Below are 20480 nucleotides of genomic sequence, written 5' to 3' on the forward strand. Positions count from 1 at the left end.
GATGAAGAACATCATTTCACTCTATTATAATACAACACCTTCCGCTCTATCGACCTTCAGCCTAAAAAAACAGTCTTCCCATCGCCTATTTTCACTTTTTCCCGTTAAAAATCGCCTTGGCTTTACCGGCTGTCAACAGTTCTAGCAGGTCAGTCAAGGCGATTTCGTCTTCATTTAACGTACGGGGCCGGCTGATAAAAATAATTCGGTTTAACTATGTCATTTTTATACGGCTTGTGGAAAATATGCGTTGTGGCCGGCGACACTGGCGGGATCAGCCACGCCCAATTACCGGTGACTTTGCGCCCTTCCCGTTCTTCGATTTTTTCGAAATTCTTGAATTGCTTGGCGGCAGTATGATGGTCGACAATCGTCACTCCTGCACTGGCAAATGACTCAAGCACCGCCACATTTAATTCAATGAGCGCTTTATCTTTCCACAGTGTCCGTTGCGAACTCGTGTTGAGCCCCATAATGTTTGCCATTTGGGGCAACAAGTTATAGCGGTCTTCATCCGCTAGATTGCGTGCGCCGATTTCCGTTCCCATATACCAACCATTGAAAGGCGCCATGGCGTATTCAATACCCCCAATTTCGAGTTTCATATCGGAGATGAGCGGCACCGCATACCATTTCACCCCGAGCTCCGCCATTTCTGGCCAATCCGGATGACTAATTGAGACTTCAGGCTTAGCATCAGCCGGCAGCTCAAACCATTTGGGCTCTTTGCCGGCTTCGCCAATCACCACGGGCAACAGGTCGAAATCACTGCCCGCACCTCGCCATCCAAGCGCTTCGCATTGTTTGGTAAATGCTAGAGACGAGGAATCACCGATGATGCGGCCGTCCCGTTCATACCCTGCATAGCGTAATAATTGATGGTTCCAGATACGCATCCCGCTTTTGTCGGACTGCTTGAAAATTGTAATAGCCGGGCGGATTTGCCCTCCGTTGAATGCAAAGCGCAAATGGCGGACGATGGCCGAAAATACATGTTCTTCCGTTTCCGCTTCGCGCTCATCAAAAATCTCCAGTGTTTGCCAAAACAAGCGCCCGATGCAGCGATTGTTATTGCGCCACGCCATGCGCGCCCCGTGCTGTAATTCTTCTATTGTATGCAAATAGCTGCCGGTAGTGTCGATTTGCTGTTCAATCTCGTCTACACGGCGGCGGATTTCTTGTTCACTTTTTCCCAGTTCCAAATAGCAAGTTTCGATGAAATGCGCAGCCTCTTCCATCAGAAGAGCCTGTTCTGCAAGCTTTTCCATAGTTTCACTCCTTTCCGTACATCGTACCACCGGAACTGGCCGGCAGTCGCCAGATTTGTGACAACTCTTTGATTTTCAACTACGCTTTAGTACACTAATAGAAAACATTGAGGGGGCAGCTTAATATGGTGAAAGCAATTTTCTTTGATTTGGATGACACGTTATTGTGGGATCAGCAAAGCGTAAAAGAAGCCTTCCGCGAAACATGCGAATGGGCAGACGGGCAGACGGACGCTGATTGCAGCGGGTTAGAACAAGCCGTTCGGGAAGAAGCACGTAAATTGTACGCGGAATATCCGACATATGCCTTTACGCAAATGATCGGCATCAATCCGTTCGAAGGCCTGTGGGGGCGTTTTGATGATTCGGGTGATGATTTTCAACAACTTAAAGCTATCGCCCCGGCCTATCAGCAAGAAGCATGGACGCTCGGGCTGAAACGCCTCGGCATCGATAACCCAGCATTAGGGAAACAGCTCGCTGAGTATTTCCCGGAAGCCAGAAAACGCCACCCCATTCTCTACGAAGATAGCTTAGAAGTACTCGAGCAATTGACAGGCCGCTTCGACTTATTGTTGTTGACTAACGGGTCGCCAAGCCTTCAGCAAATCAAGCTCGACATCACCCCGGAAATCGCACCGTATTTCGACCATATCCTAGTATCTGGCGCTTTCGGGCGTGGCAAGCCTGACGCCTCCATTTTCGAATATGCCTTAGCGAAGGTCGGCTGCGCCCCAGAAGATGTATTGATGGTCGGCGATAATCCGCTGACCGATATTCTCGGCGCTGAGCGTGCCGGCATTCCGTCCGTCTGGTTGAACCGAGAGCAGAAAGCTGCTCATGAGACAGTAGCCGCTACACACGAAATTAACAACCTGAAAGAACTATTGCCGTTGCTCGACAAACTAGAAACCACCTCTTCATAAGAAAAGCGCCTGTTCCGATTGAGTCGGAACGGGCGCTTTTTTTACAAATCGATCGCCGTGACGCTTTCGATTTCTTCAAGTTTTTTTAATCCTTCTAAATCTTCCGGATCGGCATGCTTATCGATCGACAGCATCATGATGGCATCGCCACCGACGTTCGAACGCCCAACCTGCATCGTCGCGATATTGATGTCTTCTGCCCCAAGTAAGGTGCCGACGCGTCCAATAACTCCCGGACGGTCATTATGGCGAATGAACAATAAGTGGCCATTCGGCAAGAAGTCGACGATGTAATCGTCCACTTTGACGATACGTGCACCTTGGCCGTTCAAGAGCGTTCCGGATGCTTTCCGCGTACCGCTCTGCGTTTTCACTTCTACCGTAATGAGGTTTGTAAAGCCGCGTGATTCGGTCGATTTATGCTCGTTGACATGGATGCCTTTTTGGTTGGCGATATACATCGCGTTGACGTCGTTGACATGCTTGCCGAGATGGCGCTTAAGCATCCCTTTAAGCATATTGCGCGTCAACGGGCCGACTTCGAGATTGGCGAGCTCTCCTGAATAATAGACGTTTACTTCTTCCGCCGTTTCGCCGGTCAGATCGGTAAGGAATGTGCCGATGCGCTCTGCCAAATCGAAATACGGCTCGATACGCTTCATGATTTCTTTCGGTACAGACGGCAAGTTGACGGAATTGCGGACGGTGCCATATTTGACGAAGCTGACGACGTCTTGGCTGACGTCGACTGCGACGCTTTCTTGCGCTTCGAATGTGCTTGCACCGAGGTGAGGCGTTGCGATGATTTCCGGCAATTCCAGCAAGCGGAAATCGACCATCGGCTCTTGTTCAAACACGTCGAGTGCGGCACCCGCCACTTTGCCGGACTTCACGGCGTTGTACAAAGCGCTTTCGTCGATGATGCCGCCGCGTGCACAGTTGATGATCTGGACGCCGTCTTTCATGACATTGAAAGCTTCTGCATTGATTAAATGCTTTGTTTCTTTCAACAGCGGCGTATGGACTGTGACAAAGTCAGCCACTTTCAAGACATCTTCTACGGAACCAAAGTCAACGCCGAGCTTTTCCGCTTTTTCAGCAGTCAAAAACGGGTCATAAGCAATGATGTTCATGCGTTGTCCCTTGGCACGAGCTGCGACTTCCTGTCCGATGCGGCCGAAGCCGACGACACCAAGCGTCTTGTTTTTCAGTTCGACGCCGACATAGGATTTGCGGTCCCATTTGCCGAGCTTCAAGGAATTATAAGCTTGTGGAATTTTGCGCGCCATGCCCATGAGCATCGCCATTGTATGTTCAGCAGCGGAATTGGTATTGCCATCCGGTGCGTTAACGACGATAATGCCGTGCTCGGTTGCCGCTGCCAAATCGATGTTATCGACCCCGACACCTGCACGCCCGATAATTTTCAAGTTGGACGCTTTTTCGATCAGCTCACGCGTCACTTGCGTCTGGCTCCGGACCAGCAACGCGTCGAACCCGTCAATCCGTTCAGCAAGTTCAGTTTCAGTTAAATTGGTCTCCATAACAATATTGATGCCGTCTGCATGGCGCAGTGGATATACGCCTTCTTCTGATAGTGGGTCACTGATCAATACGTGAAATGTCATTACTTATCCTTCCCTTCCAAAAAAACTTGCTGCGCGGCTGCGATGCCTGCGCCCAGTGTGATGTCTTGCCCAATCTTTTTCAAAACGATTTCCGATGCAGCGAGCGCTTGCAGCACTTCTGATGGAGAGCAGTAGCCCATATGCCCAATGCGGAAAATGCTTTTCGCGAGATGCTGCTGACCGCCGGCAAACTCAATGGCAAAGTCCTCTTTCAGTACTTTGCGGAATTGTTCTGCGTCAAAATGTTCTGGATAAACAGCTGTCACAGTCGGCGAAGCATCCTCATCGCTCGTAAGCAAACGGACATCAAGCGCTTTGAAAGCCGCACGTGTCATATCGCGCATCAAACGGTGTCGGCGGTAAACGTTCTCCAGACCTTCTTCTTCCAATAAATTCAGCACTTGCTGTAGGCCGTATAGAATGGAGATAGCCGGCGTGAACGGCGTCGTGTCTTTTTCGATGCTGTCGCGGTGCTTTTTAAGATCTAAATAAAAGCGGGGTTGCGGATTCGCTTCGATTTTCTCCCATGCCCGCTTGCTCGCGGCGATAAATGCGAGCCCCGCTGGCAGCATGAATGCTTTTTGAGAACCCGTAACGACAATATCGACGCCCCATTTATCCATTTCCGTTTCTGTCCCCGCTACGCATGACACACCATCGACGACAATCAAGGCGTCCGATACTTGTTTCACTGTTTCGGCCAGCTCTTGAACAGGGTTCAAGACGCCCGTTGAAGTTTCACAAAACGTTGAGAAAATGACACGGATTTCCGGATGTTCACCGAGGAAATTTTTGACGGCTTCCGGATCCACTGCTTGGCCCCATTCCACATTGAAAACATGTGTCGCGATTCCGTAGGCCTGGCAGATTTTAGCGAAACGGTCTCCAAATGCTCCAGTGACAAGAACCAATACTTCGTCGCCGGGCGCCACCGTATTGACCACTGCGCTTTCGAGTGCGGAAGTTCCGCTGCCCGTTAAAATCATCACTTCTTCATTGGTGCCAAATACTTTTTTCAATTTCGGGCGGATATCTCTGATCAAAGAATACGTACTTTCCCCGCGGTGGCCGATCATCGGCTGTGCCATGGCACGCCCTACGCTCGGTGGAATCGGTGTCGGTCCTGGAATTCGCAAAATTTGTTGATCTGTCAGCATGATCATGTCCCCTTTCGATTGGAAAAAATTATTCTGGAAATTTGGATACAAAAAAGACTCTTCTCCCCACATCCAAGATGCAAGGGGCGAAGAGTCTCTAATCGCGGTACCACCCTAATTCACTGCCCCTTGTGCAGGCAGCCTCATTAATATCATGCATAACGGGCATGAAGCGGATGGGCCTACTGAAGTTTCAGCACATCTATTCGGGAGTGCTGCCGCATGCCGGAACCACTGATTCGCACCACCCATCAGCTCTCTTTTGGATCCCTCTGCATACGGCCTATCTCCGTCGCAATAGTTAGTCGATATAATTGAATTGAGTTCATCATATATACGAAAAAAGCTATTGTCAATATATAAAAAATATTTAGATTTCTTTGCAAGCGTTTCCAATGGCGCTAGCTCTGCAAGCATTGAGATTTAAAAAAATCCTGTCCCCGCCACTCTATTCAGAGAATTCCGCATTCCAGGGTAATTCAATTGTAATAGCCTTGACATGTCAACAAAGCGTATTTTGCGTATAATGAATGGAGCTTCCCTTTTCCGTCTTAGCATTTCCCAGGAATAATGTTCTGAACAAATGGGTAAATGGATTTTCAGGGAAGATTACGAATGCCCATTGAAAGGAGAACACTATCATGAAGCTGATCTCTATTATTGTGCCGGCTTACAATGAAGAAGCGAACATCGCTTCGATGTACAAGACTTTGGTGCAAGAACTTGAGCCGCTTCCTTATCTGTATGAAATCATGTTTATCAATGACGGCAGCAGTGACGGAACTTTAGATGAAATACTCAAACTCGCCAATGAACACGAAACCGTAAAATACATTTCGCTGTCACGCAATTTCGGCAAAGAATCTGCCATGTTCGCAGGGATGAAGCGTATCAAGGGAGATGCTGTCATCTTGATGGACAGCGATATGCAGCACCCTCCCACTTTAATCTGCGAAATGATCCAAGGCTATGAGGATGGCTTCCATCAAGTGGTCGCCAAACGTTCGCGCACGGGCGATTCAAAACTGCGCAGCGCCTTATCGTCCCTCTATTATAAAATAGTTAATTCAGTAACAGACGTCAGTTTCGAAGACGGCGAAGGCGATTTTCGATTGCTGACACGCAAAGCCATCAATTCAATTCTGGCACTCAGTGAAAGCAACCGCTTTTCCAAAGGCATCTACTCTTGGATCGGTCTCAGTAAAAAAACCATCAGCTATGAAAACGTCGTGCGTGCAGAAGGCGATTCCAAATGGTCTTTCGCAAGCCTCGTCAACTACGGCATCGACGGAATCATTTCGTTCAATATGAAACCATTGCGTATCTGCTTTTACACCGGATTTCTCGTATTGTTCCTGTCCTTGCTCTATATCGCTTTTACGTTCTATGAGATCATGGCGCGCGGAGTCATCGCGCCTGGTTATTTCACGACCATCACGGCGATCCTGCTACTTGGCGGCATTCAATTGATCAGCCTCGGCGTCATCGGAGAATACGTCGGCAGGATCTATAACGAGACCAAACAACGGCCGCATTTCTTGGTCGAGATGAGCAATGTGGATGAATACGATGAATCTTAAACGCTTGAATACGGAGTTCACACGCTTTGTTTTCGTTGGGGTCGTCAACACGCTCAGCTATTACTCCATCTACTTGTTTTTGCATAATGTGCTCGACTGGGCCTATATGCTATCCCATATTATCGGGTTTTTGATCAGCTTGAATATTTCCTTTTTCTTAAACACTTACGTAACGTATCGTGTGAAACCAACTTTGAAGAAGTATTTGTATTTCCCGCTGACGCAAGTCGTCAATATGTCGGTTTCTACATTCCTGATTTTCATATTTGTGGAATTTCTTCATATCAACAGCAATATTGCACCGTTCGCCGCAGTGATTTTTACCATTCCCGTGACGTTTATCGTCTCCGGAAAAATTCTTAAAGCGCCGGCGCAATCCAAATAATTATAAAGACGGTGGCATTATGCGTTCTTTTCGTCCCTATCTTCTACTAACAGTTGCATTTCTAGCCATGGCCATTATTGGCCATGGCGTCTTTCTGTTTCAATGGACCCAAAATCAATACATGGCGGGGCCGAACGATGGCCTAGCCCAGATGATGCCATTTAAGCATTTGCTGTACGACCACTATACGCAAGGTGAGTTTTTCTATTCCTTCGATTTCGGTCTTGGCGCTGGCATATTCAGCGAGCTATCGTATTATTTTTCCACATCATTCGTTTACCTCTCGACACTCATTATCGTTTATTTGCTTGAGTCCCTTAAGTTGATAGGAGTTCCCGACGTTCTCTTTTGGGCCAATGCTTCGGTCTTTATCAGCATCGCTAGGCTAACCATCGTATTGATCGCCACTTACACTTTGTTCCGCTATATGCGCATCACGCGCTTATCAGCAGTTGTCGGGGCAAGCATTTATGGACTGTCCGGAATGTACTTCCGCCATGCAGCTTTTTGGGAGTTTTTCGCAGATGCCTTCATTTGGTTGCCCTTGTTAATTTTCGGGGCAGAGAAAATTTTCCGTGAACAGAAGCCCGGTTGGTTTATGTTCGCCGTTGCGATCGCGATGATCGACAATTTCTATTTTGCTTATATCAACTTTCTCCTGACTGGCATTTACATTGTATTCCGCCTGTTCATTCCGCTCGAGAAGACAGAAACGAAGTGGAAGCAAGCCATTCTATGGTTCTTGATGGCCGGATCGCTCGGCGCTGGCATATCCATGGTATCTTTCATCCCTTCTGTCTATGCATTCTTGAACAATCATCGCCCAGCATTCCAGCAAGATATTCTATGGTTCGAGGAAACGGAAAACCTCCTGTTCATGAGCCGTTACATCCTGTTACCGGCGTTGTTTATGCTATTTTTATTCATTCCATCCCTGTATAAGCTCCATCGCTTCAGGCTTTTCGCATTGCTCGGCCTCCTGGCGATGGTGCTGTATCACAGTCCGATGGCCGGCAGTATTTTCAACGGCTTTTCTGCACCTCAGCACCGCTGGGAATATTTTTTATCGCTTATGGCTGCAGGTGCTATTGCCAGCGGCTTGGATCATTTCCATAAGCTGAAATTGAAAGAAATAGTCGCCACTTCAATCATGACTGCTCTCTTTTACTGGTGGTTCGCCTGGAGAGATGAAGCGCTTGAGTTCACTACGCTGTATCCGCGCCTGGCACTGATAGGCCTCGTAGTGAGCTTAGCAGCCGTTTTAGCAGCACCTGTCATCCGACAGCATTGGCAAAAACCATTGCTCGCTGCGGTTCTGCTTGTTTTGGTATTGGCCACCGCTAATAGCTACCAAAGCGAAAAACTGCTGGAAAACGCCGATATCGAGGATGTCGATGAAGATCTGATTACCGGGGATGATTACGATGACGCCGAAGTCCGCGCGTTGATCGACGAAATTCAGGAACGCGAAACGAGCGAGATGTACCGCATCGATTGGATGGAAGGCGTGCGCAATAATACGCCGATTGTCCAGGACTTCCAGGGACTCAGCGCTTATTCCAGCATTCTGAACAAGAATTTGCTGTATTTTTACTTATACGATTTGGAGATTGATATGCAGCGCGAAAGTGTCAGCCGTTATGCAACACTTGGCAACCGCAGCAATCTCCATAGCCTATTGCAGGGCAATTATGCGATTCGGGAAAAAGACGACCCGAATGTGCCGTTCGGCTTCCGTAAGTTCGCCGCGACCGAGAATTTCATCGCCTATCAAAATCGCTATCCGCTGCCTTTTGCACGACCCGCTTTCCAAGTGTATCAAGAATCCCAGCTCGCCGATGAGCCCCCTTTACTGCGCGAACACGCCATGCTCAGCGGAATCGTTTTGGATGAAACAACAGAAACTGAGCCTCTTCCCGATCGCTTTCCCGGGAAAGCAGATTACGAAATCGAGGAAGTGGGCTCGAGCTATGAGGAAGGCTTACTCGACATTGCCGAGGAATCTGGCGGTCTGGATTTGCTGCTCGATGAAGTTCCAGAAGAAGGCGATTTGTATATCTCCTTCCATTTGGAAAACACCGCAGCGGACCAAGGATTCCCACTCGAAATCAACGAATACCGGACGACCCGCAAGTCCAATCAATCGATCTACAAGACCTTCGTCGATGACTTGACGATTCGAATCGAGGCAGCCCAAAAAATCGAAATCCGCCTTCCCGAAGGAACGTACAAACTCACCGATATCGAAATTGTGAAAGAGCCTTATGTACTCTTAAGAGAGCAAAATGCTTTGGCGGACCGCACCAGCGACTTGAAGATCGATGGCAGCAAAGTGGACGTGACGTACGATAACCAAGAAGGAGCTCCGTTCCTGAATTTGTCGATTCCTTATGAAAGAGGTTGGCAGGCGACCATCAACGGTGAACCGGTCGATGTGCTGAAAGCCAATTATGCGTTTTTAGCGGTGCCTCTTGGAGACGGCATGAACGACATTGAATTGCGTTACCGCCCGCCGTTCTTTTTGCCTTCCCTGTTCATTAGTCTGTTATCGCTCGCTACCGGCTTGTTCTGGCTTCGTCGCCGCAAAAGAAACGAGCTTCACAAGTATGCGCCAAAAGACTCTATGCCGAATTGATGGGTTTAACTCTCCTCCTAACTGTGTAAGGAATGGTAATAACAATTTTTAGGAGGAAGGAGTAGATTTGATGAGATCATGGTTGGCGCTTGTGCTTTTAGGCCTTTTGCTGTTGCTCGCGGCATGTGGAGACGACACGACAGAACCTCCGACAGAAACGGACGGAGCCGAAATGCAAGAAGAGGAAGTAGCTGAACAAGAAGGTGAGCCGCAGGATGGTTCTGGAGGCGATGCGGAAGGAGCTAGCGAAGTTCAATTATTGACAGTTGAATTCCTCAATGCAGACGGTGATGCTACCGGCACTGCTGAATTGACGGAAGAGGACAACGGAGTCATGGTCACATTGGATGTAGAGGGATTAGAAGCTGGCATGCATGGTATTCATTTCCATGAAGAAGGCATGTGTGAAGCACCTGATTTCGAATCAGCTGGCGGGCATTTCAATCCGACTGGCACAAGCCATGGACTTGATAGTCAGGACGGTCCTCACGCAGGCGACCTGCCTAATATCGAAGTAGCTGATGATGGCACTTCCACGGACGAATTGACAGCAGAAAATGTTACGTTGCAAATCGGCGAGGATCACTCACTGTTAAAAGAAGGTGGAACGGCACTCGTCATCCATGCTTCAGAAGATGACGGACAGACCGATCCTTCCGGTGATTCCGGTGAACGCGTCGCTTGCGGCGTCGTAACAGCAGAATAAAGACTAAAACAGCCAGTGAAATTTTGCTGGCTGTTTTTTGATTGTGCCAGTGAAATTTATCCTCCGGGCAAAAGATTTCCTGGCGTTTAACCGGAATTGAAACGGGAATAACTACCCTATATTCATACCGAGGAGGACGTTTGCATGTCAAAAGATAAATATGAAAAGATCCATGACCAAATCGATCCGCAAGAGCAAGACCACCAACCCGGGGTGGAAAGCGAAATGTCCCCGGAGCCGATATACGATGATGAAGATTATCAAGGGGCGGGCAAGCTCACAGGTAAAGTCGCCTTGATCACCGGAGGCGACAGCGGAATCGGGCGCGCCGTTGCGATCGCTTACGCCAAGGAAGGCGCAACTATCGCGATCGCCTATTTGAATGAACACGGAGACGCAGATCAAACACTCGAAGCCGTGAAAGCTTACGGTGCAGAAGCGCAGAAATTCGCTACGGATGTGAGCCAAGTGGAAAACTGCCACCAGTTAATCGTCGATGTCATCGCTGAGTTCGGGCAATTAAATATACTCGTCAACAATGCGGGCAAGCAATTTCCAACAGAAGATTTTCTCGATATCAGCCCGCAGCAATTGCATGAAACCTTCGAGACGAATATTTACAGCATGTTTTATTTATCCCAAGCCGCCATGCCGCATCTCTCTAAAGGAGACAGCATCATCAACACCTCATCCGTGACGGCTTATCGTGGCTCGCCGGCACTCATCGACTATTCATCGACGAAAGGCGCAATTACCAGCTTCACGCGCTCATTGGCTGCCAATGTCAGCGAACAGGGCATACGCGTCAACTCAGTCGCCCCTGGCCCGATCTGGACGCCGCTAATCCCTGCCACATTCGACGCTGAAAAATCTGGAAAACAAGGCGAAAGCACACCACTAGAACGCCGAGGGCAGCCGGCTGAACTGGCGCCGGCATATGTGTACCTGGCTTCTACAGACTCCACATATGTGACCGGACAAGCCATCCACGTAAACGGTGGAGATTTCATCACTTCTTAATATTCGATACAAAGAAAGCCGGCCATACAAAATGGCCGGCTTTTCTATAGTATTGAAGAAGTCTATGGTTCGCTCTCAACTACCAAAAAAGAATGTCTTTTTCTAGTTTCAACAGTCAAATGACCTCTCTAAGTGTTTGGAGAAGTTCTCGCTCGACAGCATATTCTACTCGTTAATGTCAGCTAAAGCCTTCTCAATGCTCGAATAGGTCTTCAACATATTATTCCGGTCTAAGTCCCGCACCAGTTCAGTTGCCGCTTGAGGCGTGACTCCCGTGATGTACATATGGCTTCCCATGATGCGGAGCGCTTCACAAATCTGGGTGAACCAATGGAGCGGAGATTCCTCGTTCCATGTCAATCCTGTAATGTCGAGAAGCGCATGTTCAATCCGATGCTCGCTGACGTATTCGCATAACTTCACTTTCAATGCCTCAAAACGCTGCAAGCTCATCGTACCGACCAGTGCTACTGTGGCAACGTTCGGCTGAATCGATAAAATTGGCAACATCAACCGCTCTATTTCGCTTTCGTGTGCCGTGATCGCTTGTTCTTGCATTTGTTCGACCGTGATGTCTGTTTGAGTACCGATAAAATAGAGCTTCTCTTTCACAAAGACCGGAGCAATTGCCAGGCGGTTCCAAAACGGCGTCCCGTCTTTTCGGTAATTACGCAAAATTACGGTCGTTTTCTCTTGATTCTTGATGGCTTGACGAAGTTGATCGACCGCCTCAGGATCTGTCTCTGAGCCTTGTAAAAAGCGGCAGTTTTGACCGAAAAGTTCTTCTTTGGCATAGCCGGTCATTTCCGTGAATGTCTGATTCGCATAAATGATTGGATTGTCTTCTTTCGCAGGATCCGTGACGATGGTGCCGACTTGACTGCCATCTAGCATCGCTTCTAGCAGTTGAATCTGTGTATCCACTTCCATTTTTTCCATATAAATTAGTTCACCTCAAATTTTTCCTTATATTATTTTAGCACAGCTTGGCATACAGCTAAAACCAGGAACTCCCGAAGTTTCAGGAACCGGTCAAAGGGTACATGTACATCAAGAGCTTTCTAATGAAATGGAGAGGATACCCAAATGGCAAAAGTATTGGCAGTATTATCAAGCGGCTATTCCAATGAAGAACATAATTACGTAACCGGCTGGTGGGCTGAAGAATTATTCGAGCCCTTATCGGAACTTGAAAAAGCAGGACATTCCGTGGGATTGGCTTCGATTAACGGCGGCAAACCAGTTGTCGACCCGCTAAGCCTCGATTCCGCTTATGATCCAGCGGGCAAATACAAAGAATTATATGATTCTGGTCTTGCAGACAAAACGACGCCGGTCGTCGATGTCAGGGCAAGCGATTACGACGCCATCATGATTGTCGGCGGCCATGGCGCCATGTTCGACTTGGCACACGACGAAAATCTTCACGCCATCATTAACGTTGTCCATGAAACAGGCGGTATCGTTTCCGCTGTCTGTCACGGACCGGCTCCGCTCGTTTTCACGAAAACCAAAAACGGTAAGCCTTTATTGCAAGGCTTAAAAGTGACAGGATATCCGAATGATATGGAACCAGAGGAAGTTGATGCGTTATTGCCGTTCAGCCTTGAAGATGAAATGGCAAAGATTGCACAATACGATAAAGGCCAAGGACAAGACGAATACTTTGTTTGGGGAAGCGATCGCCTCCTGACTGGTCGCGATCCCGGTTCTTCACAAGCATTCGGCCGCGAATTGGCGAAAAAACTTACCGAATTAGAAGAGCATCAGCTCGATAAAAATTTAAACTGAACACGGGTTTGAGCCTATCAACTGCACAACGATAGCTATTATTGGAGGAGGAATTAGAATGGATAACAATAACAATCAGACGGATAAAGACAGGGAGCAGGAATACATGAAAACAAGCGAGCAGGAACTTAACAACAAGCCCCCTACAGAAAAAAAGGGATTGGAAGAGCCAAAGAAAACGGGCTATCCGCCTTTGCAACTGGGCTTGATCGTTTTTGGGATCGCCGTTCTCGTGATTGTCGGATTTGCCATTGGGTTTGACTGGTTCGGCCTATTCGGTAATTAATTTTTCCTTTTTCACATAAAAAAGGCGGACAGGGTTTACTGTCCGCCTTTTTGTTTGTCCATTTAAATCTGTTCGCTCAACTGGACTTCAAATGTTTTTAATTCGCCATCGCGGTATGCTTTCACCGTCACGGTCCCTTCTTGTTCCACTTCTGTATACAGGTATTGTCGAAGTTCCAAGACAGAAGAAATTGCTTGGCCGTTCAATTCGACGATGGTATCTTTCGCTTCAATCCCTGCTTTTTCTGCACTTGAGCCTTCCTGTACCGATTGGACCACAATGCCATCTTCCACCGTCTCCGGCAAGTTCAATTCTGCATTTTTGATCTCTGCAGGAATCTGCTCGAGCTCAAGCAACGCGACGCCTAGAGACGGCCGAGACACTTCTCCTTCTCCTTCAAGTTCGGAAATGATTGGGATCGCCGAATTGATCGGAATGGCCAGGCCGATTCCTTCCACTGCATCTTGTGCGATTTTCATCGAGTTGATGCCGATGACTTGGCCTTGGGCATTCAATAATGCGCCGCCGCTATTGCCGGGATTGATTGCGGCATCGGTTTGAAGCACTTCGGACTGCCAATCTTCCTGGCCGTCTTGATTGACATCAATTGGAATCGAGCGTTCTGTCCCTGAGATGACCCCCGTTGTCACCGACCCTGAAAATTGTAGGCCAAGTGGGTTGCCGATTGCTATGACTGGCTCACCAGATTTCAGTACCGAAGAGTCGCCAAACTCTGCGACCGTTTCAATCTGTGCACCTGGTACTTTCAGAACAGCTAGATCGGTCCAGACGTCTGAACCGAGCACTTCCGCTTCGAGTTCCTCGCCATTCGCCAAAGTCACAACGACTTCTTTAGCGTCTTCTACAACGTGGTGGTTTGTAACGATGAACGCATCGTCCCCTTGTTTTTTATAAATGACACCGGATCCCGCGCCTGCTTCTTGTGTTGATGTTTGGGCAAATGGATTATTGCCCGCTTGCAGGTTGGATACGCCAACCACTGCTTCTGCCGTAGCGTCAACGGTTTCGGTGACGTCTGTCGTGACAACCGCCGATTCGCTTTGCAGCTCGCTGCTTTGGATACCCGCAGTCGCAGATTCGGTTTCACCTGAATCCGTCCCGGTGATCATCGTGCCAACTAGCAACGCGCCCGCCAAGACACCTCCGAAACTGGAAGCCATATAGCGTTTCCACGAACTTTTTTGCTTAGCCGGTGCCGTATTGTAATAGCCCATTATATTTCCATCCCCTTTAATAATTAGTTGTTGTTTGCCTTCAGGCTGTTGATATTCTTATCATACAAAGCAGATATGAAAAAAGTATGACCAAACATGCAACAGACATGTAAAGTTTTTGAGCTGGGAAGACGCTAAAAAGCCTGCCGGAGCAACCGGCAGGCTTTCGATTTTCTATTTATTTTTCTGATTGTTTATGAGGTAAGCGGATGGTGAATTTGGTTCCCTTGCCTTTTTCACTTTCTACCGATATTTCTCCCTCGTGCAAGTTGACTAGCTGGCGGACGATGGAAAGGCCGAGTCCAAATTGGCCGCTTCCACGGGACATGTCCGCTTTATAAAAGCGGCGCCATATCATCTCCAGTTCATCAACTTCGATGCCATCTCCGGTATCTTCTACTTCCAGCACAGATACGCCGGATTCTGCGTAGGCACGCAGGTAGATATCACCGTTTTCAGTAAATTGGATACTGTTTTTGACGATGTTCACCAGGATTTGGATTAATCGGTCCATATCCCCGTAGATCAGCTCATCCGGCTCCGTTTCAATCAACAGGCGATCGCCTTTCTCGGCTGCTTGCAATTGCAGCTGTTCTTGGATAATTTCCAAAAGCTCGGCTGCTTCGATTTCTTCTTTCATCAGCGTCACTTGATTCGATCGGATTTTCTCGTAATCCAGATTTTCATTGACGAGGCGCATCAGCCGCTTGGTCTCATCGCTCACCAGGCGAATGCCTTTTTCGCGCTGCTGTTCTTCGATCATGCCACTCTTCAAACCTTCAATGATGCCGGCAATGGTCGTCAAAGGCGTTCTCATTTCATGCGATACATCTGCCATGAAGCGACGCCTACGGTTTTCGAGCTGTTCGATCTCTTCGTTCGAACGCTGCAGCTTATCCGCCATGACATTAAAATCATGGGCCAGGTCCCCAAATTCATCAAAATTCGATTCTGGCAAATTGACTTGGTAATGTCCTTCGCTGATCATCGACGCCGCTTTTTGCATGCGCTGTAGCCGCGTCACGTGAATTTTAGCCAACAGCAGGCTCAGCAGCAAAGCGAACGGCAAAGCAATGGCAATAACGACAATGAGTGTGCGGTTCAAATCCGCCACCATTTCACGGATCCCGCTTACAGGAGAAGCCAATAACACCCCACCAGCAAGCGTATTGCCCTCAACATAAGGCAGCGCAACGAAAGTCATCGATCGTTCAAAACGTTCGACATCCCGATAAACAGTGAGAGTTTCTCCGCGCTCAATGACATTCCACTCTTCAGTCGTCAGTTCGACCGATGGAAAATTGCCATTGATCGGATACAGGATCCGGCTTTGCTGGTCGAAGACGATAAAGTTGATGTTTTGCGCTTCGAGCACCGTTACATAGGATTGCAAGTCTGTCCCTGGGCGTGCTTGTTCCAATTCCTCGAGAATTTGTTCGCCGTAACGCTCCAATTCTTCCGCTTTGTCCGAATACGCGACCCGCTCTCCATAAAAAATGAACAGCGTGCTTAAAATGGCTACCGCAAACAGCAAAACGCCCATATGGCTTGCGATCAATTGATAGAAATACTTAACCCGCAAGTTCTTCAAATTTATAGCCCACTCCCCATACTGTATGGAAGAGCTGGTCGCCTTCCGGAATTTTCTTGCGCAGCCGTTTAATGTGGACGTCTACCGTCCGTTCGTCGCCGTAAAATTGGTAGCCCCACACTTGTTCGAGCAATTGCTCGCGGCTGAACACTTGCTTGGGATGCTGCAGGAAAAAGACCAGCAGATCGAATTCCTTCGGCGTGAGGTTGTCAATCGCTTGCCCGTCTTTTACGACTTCGCGCGTTTCTTTCCTGACATGAAAATGGGCTGTGCGGATGCCGTCATCGGACGCTTCGCCTTTTCGCGCCCTTCTGGTCACCGCTTTGATGCGCGCCATCAAGGTCAAGGGGCTGAAAGGCTTGGTCACATAATCATCTGCGCCCATTTCAAAGCCAATCACTTGGTCGGATTCACTGTCTTTTGCTGTCAGCATGATAATCGGCACCTCGCTTCCCGTCTCACGGATTTTCCGGCATAAAGCGATGCCTTCCATTCCCGGCAGCATCCAGTCCAGGATCAACAAGTCGAATTCCCCTTCTTGAAATTTGCGATATCCTTCGAGTCCATCTCCAGCAAATTCCCCTTCAAGCCCTTCTTTCGAAAAAAACAATTCCAGCATTGAACTAACACTCGGGTTATCTTCTACTACTAAGATTTTCATATTCCCACCTCCTGATGGCCGTTCAAGGTATGTGAAAACTCAAAAGCCGCCCTGAAGTTGGGGACGGCCGCATGGTTTAAGCATTCTTTTCTTTCTTTTTCAGCTTATCGTAAAGGCTGCCGATCATTTCATAATCAATGGCCATATTGTTTTCGTATGCATATTTCACTCCGTAGCCCAGCGCCAACGTCATAGAACTCGCGACCGTTCCACCAATGATGGAGCCTGCACCCGGGACGAATTTCAATGCTTGGCGATAAAGCGTATGTCCGATCGTCTGCGTTGCCGTAATGACGATCATGTCTTTCGCAGCTTTTTTCGTCAATGGTTTATCGTATAGATTCGACAATTTGACGATGAGTCCGACCTGCAATGTCGTTAGCGGCAGCACATCTGACCCCGGAATTGGAGATGCGCCGATGATTCCTGCTGAAACTCCGGCTCCGACGATCCAACGCGTAGCGGCAGATGATTTCCCTTTCATGCTTTTGGCGAAGAGCAGGTCTTTCCCCTTCTTTTCCAGCAACAACAAAATTTCCTTTTTTAGCAAATCCAAATTCTCTTCCGTTTTCGAAGACACTGGGATTACTTTGTATTTATTGTTCGTATGGCCTTTGATAAATTTAATGATTGAGGGAATGTCTTCTGCTGCATCGATTTTATTCAAGACGATGAGAATGTCTTTATTATGCTTTTCAATTTCGGCGAATTTTTGTTTTTCGCTATCTGAAAAGACCGTACCGGCAGCGTTTAGGAAAAACAGCACGACGTCTGATTGTTGGACGAATTCCAAGGTCTTTTTCGGATTTTCGTCATTCGGGTCGTTAAGTCCAGGCGTATCCATAAACTTGATGTTCTCTAAGCCACGAATATTATAAGGGTCCACGCTGACCGTTTCCCCAGGCATTGGATTGGTGCTGGCAATATCCTCACCGATGATTTTATTCACTGTCGTCGATTTACCGGCATTAACTTCACCAATCAATGAAATCAGCAAATCCTGTTCGAGCGTATCGCTCACCTTTTTCATCTCATCTTCAAACACTTTGTCCATCGCACGCATGACTTCATCTTCGAATTCCTTAACCATTGGCCCGACTCCTCCTTCAAGTTCCTTATCCTCATTATAATGGCTTCTAGTGTTTGCGACCATTTTCAGCCACTCTCCACGCTCGCCACCAACTTCTTTTCATAGTAGCATAAAAGAAATCAGTAAATTCACAAGGAGTGTTTATCTATGTGTGCTCGCCCACAGGTCCTCGGGCTCGACGTCGATCCTGAAACCCGCTGCCGCCATTACCATTCGGAAAACGACCGGATCGCTATCCGCTTCTACTGCTGCGGAAATTATTTTTCTTGCTATGAATGCCATGAAGCAGCCGGCTGCAACAACCCTTCCGTCTGGCCGAAAGAGCAGTTCCGCGAAAAAGTGATTTTATGCGGGGCATGCGGGACTGAACTGTCCATCCGCGAATACCTCGATTGCGCTTCTGCCTGTCCGCATTGCGCAGCCGCCTTCAATCCCGGCTGCAGCCTTCACAAGCACTTGTATTTTGAAGTTTGAATACTTTGCTGGCTTTCGATACGGGTAAAGTCGATTCAAGCTTTTTTTATGACTTTCGTTCCGCTCAGCCAATCATAGAGTGTGCGTTTGTCTTTCGACAGAACAGCGGTCAACACGTATAAAAACAGCAGTCCGTAAATTCCTGCGCCCAACCACATCCATATGGCAGGGATGTTCCCTTCTCCATTCCCAACTAAACGGTACACCAGAAAATGAGACAGTTCCCAAGGTGTAAATTTCAAGGCTATGCGAACGGCCGAACGCATCAGGTTAACTGCTTTTCCGTTGCTGTCGACTACTTGAATCTTCATTTTCACTTTGCCGAAGCTTCCGTTGAAATGTTTCGAATCGAAAACGGCAAAATACAGCGAAACCGGCACCGTGACTAGCAGAAAGCCAGCCAACTGCGCCACCGCTAGAGAGCCCTGAAATAAATCTTGAATATCCGGAACGACAAAGACCGCGACTAAGGCGAGCAGCACTAAATAAAGGCTTATCCACAAGTAATCCCATAGGAAAGCTCTTGCACGGATCCACACGCCTGCGGCCATCTTCCCCGCCCCCTTTTCCTTTCTTAGTGTTATTCTTCAACTTATGCATTGTTCCTTTATGGTACAAAAACCCCCCTTCCAGAAACCGTTGACTAATGGTTTCCGAAAAGGGGGCTTTTCATTTCACTTTCAAGCACATCGCGAATTGCTCGCCTTTTTTTCCCATGACTCTTCTGCCAGTATCTTCAAACCCCGCTTTTTGATAGAGCTTTTGCGCGGCGAGGTTGCGCGCATTGACGCCAAGCACGATTTCGTCAAAAGCTGCGAACTCGTGTTGCAAGAAAGCAGGCAAGGCTTCAAGAGAACCTGTTGCGATGCCGCGTCCTTGAAATTTCGGGTTGACGGAATAGCCGCGCAGTAGCAAAGCTTTCGGGTTATCGGAATAACGTTTTCGGTCTTCTGATTCATCCAGCTCGAAAAAACCGGCCACTTCGCCGCGCGCGCGAATGACGACCAAATGCTTCTCAGGATTCCCTTCATCTCGCTTGATCAAATCTTGCGGCATCATGGTGAATTCCTGTTGATCCATAGGAAGTTCATAAGAGACATTTGTTTTTTGAGTATAGCTATGCAAGCTCACTTCACTTTTTCTGATCACAAAAATCGGTCCCCCTAAACGAGTTATTCATTCTCTAGCGTTACGACTACGACTTCGGGAAAATTGAAAATACGCAGCGGAAACCCGCTATTTCCAAGCCCACGGCTCAACACAAGCTGCGTGTCGCTTGATTCGAAGATGCCTTCTGTCATGCTTGGGAACCAGCCTTGCCCTGGGGCGATCAAGCCACCAAGCCCAGGTATCCGAATCTGGCCGCCGTGTGCGTGTCCAGCAAAAACTACATCGATGCCTTCGCTCGCATAAGTCTCCAAATGTTCCGGCCGATGGGCAAGCATTAAAGTGAAAGCGTCGGTAAGCCCCGCTTCTGCAATGCTGTTGCGTGTGAATTCCGCTTCATGCAGATTGACATCCATCAACGGATCGTCGATGCCTGCAATTTGGATCGCTTCTCCATCTTCTTCCCATATAACAGAACGATTGCGCAGCACTTGGACGCCGCGTTCTTCGAGAGCCGGAACGATTTCATCCTCCAACTTATTGGAAGACACTTCGTGATTGCCGATGACATAATAGACTTCGCTCATCTCTACAAGCCCGTCGACAGCCTTCATGCTTCTCTCCAAATCGTAGCGGTCGCTGTCGATTAAATCTCCGGTAATGAAAATGACGTCCGGATTCGCCTCTTCGACTTTGTCCACTAGCGCTTGTTGGCCGTCTCCAAACTCAGCATTGTGAAGATCCGATACCTGGACAATGCGCTTGCCAGCAAATGCATCTGGCACTTTTTCCGATTCGACCGTATATTCGGTCGTGACGATCCAGTTATTATTAACCCAAGCAAAACCTATCAGAAACAATGCCACAAAGATCCATGCAATTAGTTTTTTCATGTTCTATTCCTCAATTCATTAGATGGCCTGTGCATGCAATAGATTTG

At 48.1% G+C, this 20480-nt stretch carries 20 protein-coding genes and 1 other annotated feature; of the genes, 9 read left to right on the plus strand and 11 right to left on the minus strand.

Translation table 11 applies throughout. The features are described from left to right. Nucleotides 1-170: 170 nt before the first annotated feature. Nucleotides 171-1268, minus strand: a complete 1098-nt coding sequence (locus tag BBI11_RS13865) for a nitric oxide synthase oxygenase (RefSeq protein ID WP_068464670.1) — start codon at nucleotides 1266-1268, stop codon at nucleotides 171-173. Between the two features lie 125 nt (nucleotides 1269-1393). On the opposite strand from BBI11_RS13865, the gene BBI11_RS13870 reads away from it, so the two are divergent. After that, a complete protein-coding gene (locus BBI11_RS13870; RefSeq protein WP_068464674.1) occupies nucleotides 1394-2194 on the plus strand; it encodes an HAD family hydrolase in 801 nt (266 codons plus the stop codon). Between the two features lie 41 nt (nucleotides 2195-2235). On the opposite strand, the gene serA is transcribed toward BBI11_RS13870, so the two are convergent. Both serA and BBI11_RS13880 read right to left on the minus strand, forming a co-directional pair. Further along, nucleotides 2236-3822: a phosphoglycerate dehydrogenase gene (gene serA / locus BBI11_RS13875; protein WP_068464675.1), complete on the minus strand. Its 1587-nt coding sequence runs from the start codon at nucleotides 3820-3822 to the stop codon at nucleotides 2236-2238. After that, nucleotides 3822-4979, minus strand: coding sequence for a pyridoxal-phosphate-dependent aminotransferase family protein (locus BBI11_RS13880; RefSeq protein ID WP_068465795.1), 1158 nt, complete (start codon nucleotides 4977-4979; stop codon nucleotides 3822-3824). Before BBI11_RS13880 ends, serA begins: the two co-directional genes overlap by 1 nt. Before the next feature lie 79 nt (nucleotides 4980-5058). Continuing rightward, nucleotides 5059-5284 (minus strand) — a binding site (T-box leader). Between the two features lie 336 nt (nucleotides 5285-5620). Between BBI11_RS13880 and BBI11_RS13885 the strand changes: the two genes are divergently transcribed. The 5 genes from BBI11_RS13885 to BBI11_RS13905 all read left to right on the plus strand — a co-directional run bounded on the left by BBI11_RS13885 (nucleotide 5621) and on the right by BBI11_RS13905 (nucleotide 11305). Further along, complete coding sequence (locus BBI11_RS13885) at nucleotides 5621-6559, plus strand: glycosyltransferase family 2 protein (protein WP_068464679.1); 939 nt, start codon at nucleotides 5621-5623, stop codon at nucleotides 6557-6559. Beyond that, the gene (locus BBI11_RS13890) at nucleotides 6549-6944 is read left to right on the plus strand and encodes a GtrA family protein (protein ID WP_068465797.1); all 396 of its coding nucleotides are present in this window, start codon (nucleotides 6549-6551) and stop codon (nucleotides 6942-6944) included. The genes BBI11_RS13885 and BBI11_RS13890 overlap by 11 nt, the downstream gene beginning before the upstream one ends. A gap of 19 nt (nucleotides 6945-6963) precedes the next feature. Further along, the gene (locus BBI11_RS13895; RefSeq protein WP_068464681.1) at nucleotides 6964-9579 is read left to right on the plus strand and encodes a YfhO family protein; all 2616 of its coding nucleotides are present in this window, start codon (nucleotides 6964-6966) and stop codon (nucleotides 9577-9579) included. A 70-nt stretch (nucleotides 9580-9649) separates the two neighbouring features. Then, a complete protein-coding gene (locus BBI11_RS13900; protein WP_068464684.1) occupies nucleotides 9650-10285 on the plus strand; it encodes a superoxide dismutase family protein in 636 nt (211 codons plus the stop codon). Nucleotides 10286-10429: 144 nt separating this feature from the next. Then, on the plus strand, nucleotides 10430-11305 hold the full coding sequence (locus BBI11_RS13905) for an SDR family oxidoreductase (RefSeq protein ID WP_068464686.1): 876 nt from the start codon (nucleotides 10430-10432) through the stop codon (nucleotides 11303-11305). A 165-nt stretch (nucleotides 11306-11470) separates the two neighbouring features. On the opposite strand, the gene ytvA is transcribed toward BBI11_RS13905, so the two are convergent. Beyond that, a complete protein-coding gene (gene ytvA, locus BBI11_RS13910) occupies nucleotides 11471-12244 on the minus strand; it encodes a YtvA family blue-light photoreceptor (RefSeq protein WP_083389108.1) in 774 nt (257 codons plus the stop codon). 147 nt (nucleotides 12245-12391) lie between these two features. Here ytvA and BBI11_RS13915 point away from each other — a divergent pair, with 147 nt between their 5' ends. Continuing rightward, nucleotides 12392-13096: a type 1 glutamine amidotransferase domain-containing protein gene (locus BBI11_RS13915; RefSeq protein WP_068464687.1), complete on the plus strand. Its 705-nt coding sequence runs from the start codon at nucleotides 12392-12394 to the stop codon at nucleotides 13094-13096. 58 nt (nucleotides 13097-13154) lie between these two features. Beyond that, nucleotides 13155-13382, plus strand: a complete 228-nt coding sequence (locus BBI11_RS13920) for a hypothetical protein (RefSeq protein ID WP_068464690.1) — start codon at nucleotides 13155-13157, stop codon at nucleotides 13380-13382. Between the two features lie 62 nt (nucleotides 13383-13444). Here the strand turns inward: BBI11_RS13920 and BBI11_RS13925 are convergent, their stop codons facing one another. The 4 genes from BBI11_RS13925 to BBI11_RS13940 form a co-directional block, all read right to left on the minus strand. Then, on the minus strand, nucleotides 13445-14617 hold the full coding sequence (locus BBI11_RS13925; protein WP_068464692.1) for a S1C family serine protease: 1173 nt from the start codon (nucleotides 14615-14617) through the stop codon (nucleotides 13445-13447). 178 nt (nucleotides 14618-14795) lie between these two features. Next, entirely contained in the window at nucleotides 14796-16199 is a 1404-nt protein-coding gene (locus tag BBI11_RS13930) for a sensor histidine kinase (protein WP_068465801.1), read from the minus strand. Next, nucleotides 16189-16869 (minus strand): response regulator transcription factor, encoded by a 681-nt coding sequence (locus tag BBI11_RS13935; protein WP_068464693.1) that lies wholly within the window; start codon nucleotides 16867-16869, stop codon nucleotides 16189-16191. The genes BBI11_RS13930 and BBI11_RS13935 overlap by 11 nt, the downstream gene beginning before the upstream one ends. 76 nt (nucleotides 16870-16945) lie before the next feature. Beyond that, nucleotides 16946-17959, minus strand: coding sequence for a GTPase (locus tag BBI11_RS13940; protein WP_068464698.1), 1014 nt, complete (start codon nucleotides 17957-17959; stop codon nucleotides 16946-16948). Between the two features lie 147 nt (nucleotides 17960-18106). Between BBI11_RS13940 and BBI11_RS13945 the strand changes: the two genes are divergently transcribed. Further along, a complete protein-coding gene (locus tag BBI11_RS13945) occupies nucleotides 18107-18433 on the plus strand; it encodes a CHY zinc finger protein (RefSeq protein ID WP_068464701.1) in 327 nt (108 codons plus the stop codon). Nucleotides 18434-18468: 35 nt separating this feature from the next. Here BBI11_RS13945 and BBI11_RS13950 read toward each other — a convergent pair whose 3' ends face one another. From BBI11_RS13950 to BBI11_RS13960, 3 genes are all read right to left on the minus strand, one after another. Then, nucleotides 18469-18984 carry an RDD family protein gene (locus BBI11_RS13950; protein WP_068464704.1) on the minus strand — a complete coding sequence of 172 codons (516 nt, stop codon included), beginning with the start codon at nucleotides 18982-18984 and terminating at the stop codon, nucleotides 18469-18471. A 118-nt stretch (nucleotides 18985-19102) separates the two neighbouring features. Beyond that, nucleotides 19103-19582: a GNAT family N-acetyltransferase gene (locus BBI11_RS13955; RefSeq protein WP_068464707.1), complete on the minus strand. Its 480-nt coding sequence runs from the start codon at nucleotides 19580-19582 to the stop codon at nucleotides 19103-19105. A 23-nt stretch (nucleotides 19583-19605) separates the two neighbouring features. Then, entirely contained in the window at nucleotides 19606-20433 is an 828-nt protein-coding gene (locus BBI11_RS13960; protein ID WP_068464710.1) for a metallophosphoesterase, read from the minus strand. Between the last annotated feature and the right edge of the window lie 47 nt (nucleotides 20434-20480).

This window comes from Planococcus maritimus (assembly GCF_001687625.2).
Taxonomy (GTDB): Bacteria; Bacillota; Bacilli; order Bacillales_A; family Planococcaceae; genus Planococcus; species Planococcus maritimus.

What these genes read in the sequence shown, in the direction of transcription:
- BBI11_RS13900 (WP_068464684.1), top strand. Translation starts at nt 9,650, where the DNA reads ATGAGATCATGGTTGGCGCTTGTGCTTTTAGGCCTTTTGCTGTTGCTC.
- BBI11_RS13895 (WP_068464681.1), top strand. Translation starts at nt 6,964, where the DNA reads ATGCGTTCTTTTCGTCCCTATCTTCTACTAACAGTTGCATTTCTAGCC.
- BBI11_RS13905 (WP_068464686.1), top strand. Translation starts at nt 10,430, where the DNA reads ATGTCAAAAGATAAATATGAAAAGATCCATGACCAAATCGATCCGCAA.
- BBI11_RS13935 (WP_068464693.1), bottom strand. Translation starts at nt 16,869, where the DNA reads ATGAAAATCTTAGTAGTAGAAGATAACCCGAGTGTTAGTTCAATGCTG.
- BBI11_RS13890 (WP_068465797.1), top strand. Translation starts at nt 6,549, where the DNA reads ATGAATCTTAAACGCTTGAATACGGAGTTCACACGCTTTGTTTTCGTT.
- BBI11_RS13925 (WP_068464692.1), bottom strand. Translation starts at nt 14,617, where the DNA reads ATGGGCTATTACAATACGGCACCGGCTAAGCAAAAAAGTTCGTGGAAA.
- BBI11_RS13885 (WP_068464679.1), top strand. Translation starts at nt 5,621, where the DNA reads ATGAAGCTGATCTCTATTATTGTGCCGGCTTACAATGAAGAAGCGAAC.
- BBI11_RS13940 (WP_068464698.1), bottom strand. Translation starts at nt 17,959, where the DNA reads ATGGTTAAGGAATTCGAAGATGAAGTCATGCGTGCGATGGACAAAGTG.
- BBI11_RS13950 (WP_068464704.1), bottom strand. Translation starts at nt 18,984, where the DNA reads ATGGCCGCAGGCGTGTGGATCCGTGCAAGAGCTTTCCTATGGGATTAC.
- BBI11_RS13865 (WP_068464670.1), bottom strand. Translation starts at nt 1,268, where the DNA reads ATGGAAAAGCTTGCAGAACAGGCTCTTCTGATGGAAGAGGCTGCGCAT.
- BBI11_RS13960 (WP_068464710.1), bottom strand. Translation starts at nt 20,433, where the DNA reads ATGAAAAAACTAATTGCATGGATCTTTGTGGCATTGTTTCTGATAGGT.
- serA (WP_068464675.1), bottom strand. Translation starts at nt 3,822, where the DNA reads ATGACATTTCACGTATTGATCAGTGACCCACTATCAGAAGAAGGCGTA.
- BBI11_RS13915 (WP_068464687.1), top strand. Translation starts at nt 12,392, where the DNA reads ATGGCAAAAGTATTGGCAGTATTATCAAGCGGCTATTCCAATGAAGAA.
- BBI11_RS13920 (WP_068464690.1), top strand. Translation starts at nt 13,155, where the DNA reads ATGGATAACAATAACAATCAGACGGATAAAGACAGGGAGCAGGAATAC.
- BBI11_RS13880 (WP_068465795.1), bottom strand. Translation starts at nt 4,979, where the DNA reads ATGCTGACAGATCAACAAATTTTGCGAATTCCAGGACCGACACCGATT.
- BBI11_RS13945 (WP_068464701.1), top strand. Translation starts at nt 18,107, where the DNA reads ATGTGTGCTCGCCCACAGGTCCTCGGGCTCGACGTCGATCCTGAAACC.
- BBI11_RS13870 (WP_068464674.1), top strand. Translation starts at nt 1,394, where the DNA reads ATGGTGAAAGCAATTTTCTTTGATTTGGATGACACGTTATTGTGGGAT.
- ytvA (WP_083389108.1), bottom strand. Translation starts at nt 12,244, where the DNA reads ATGGAAAAAATGGAAGTGGATACACAGATTCAACTGCTAGAAGCGATG.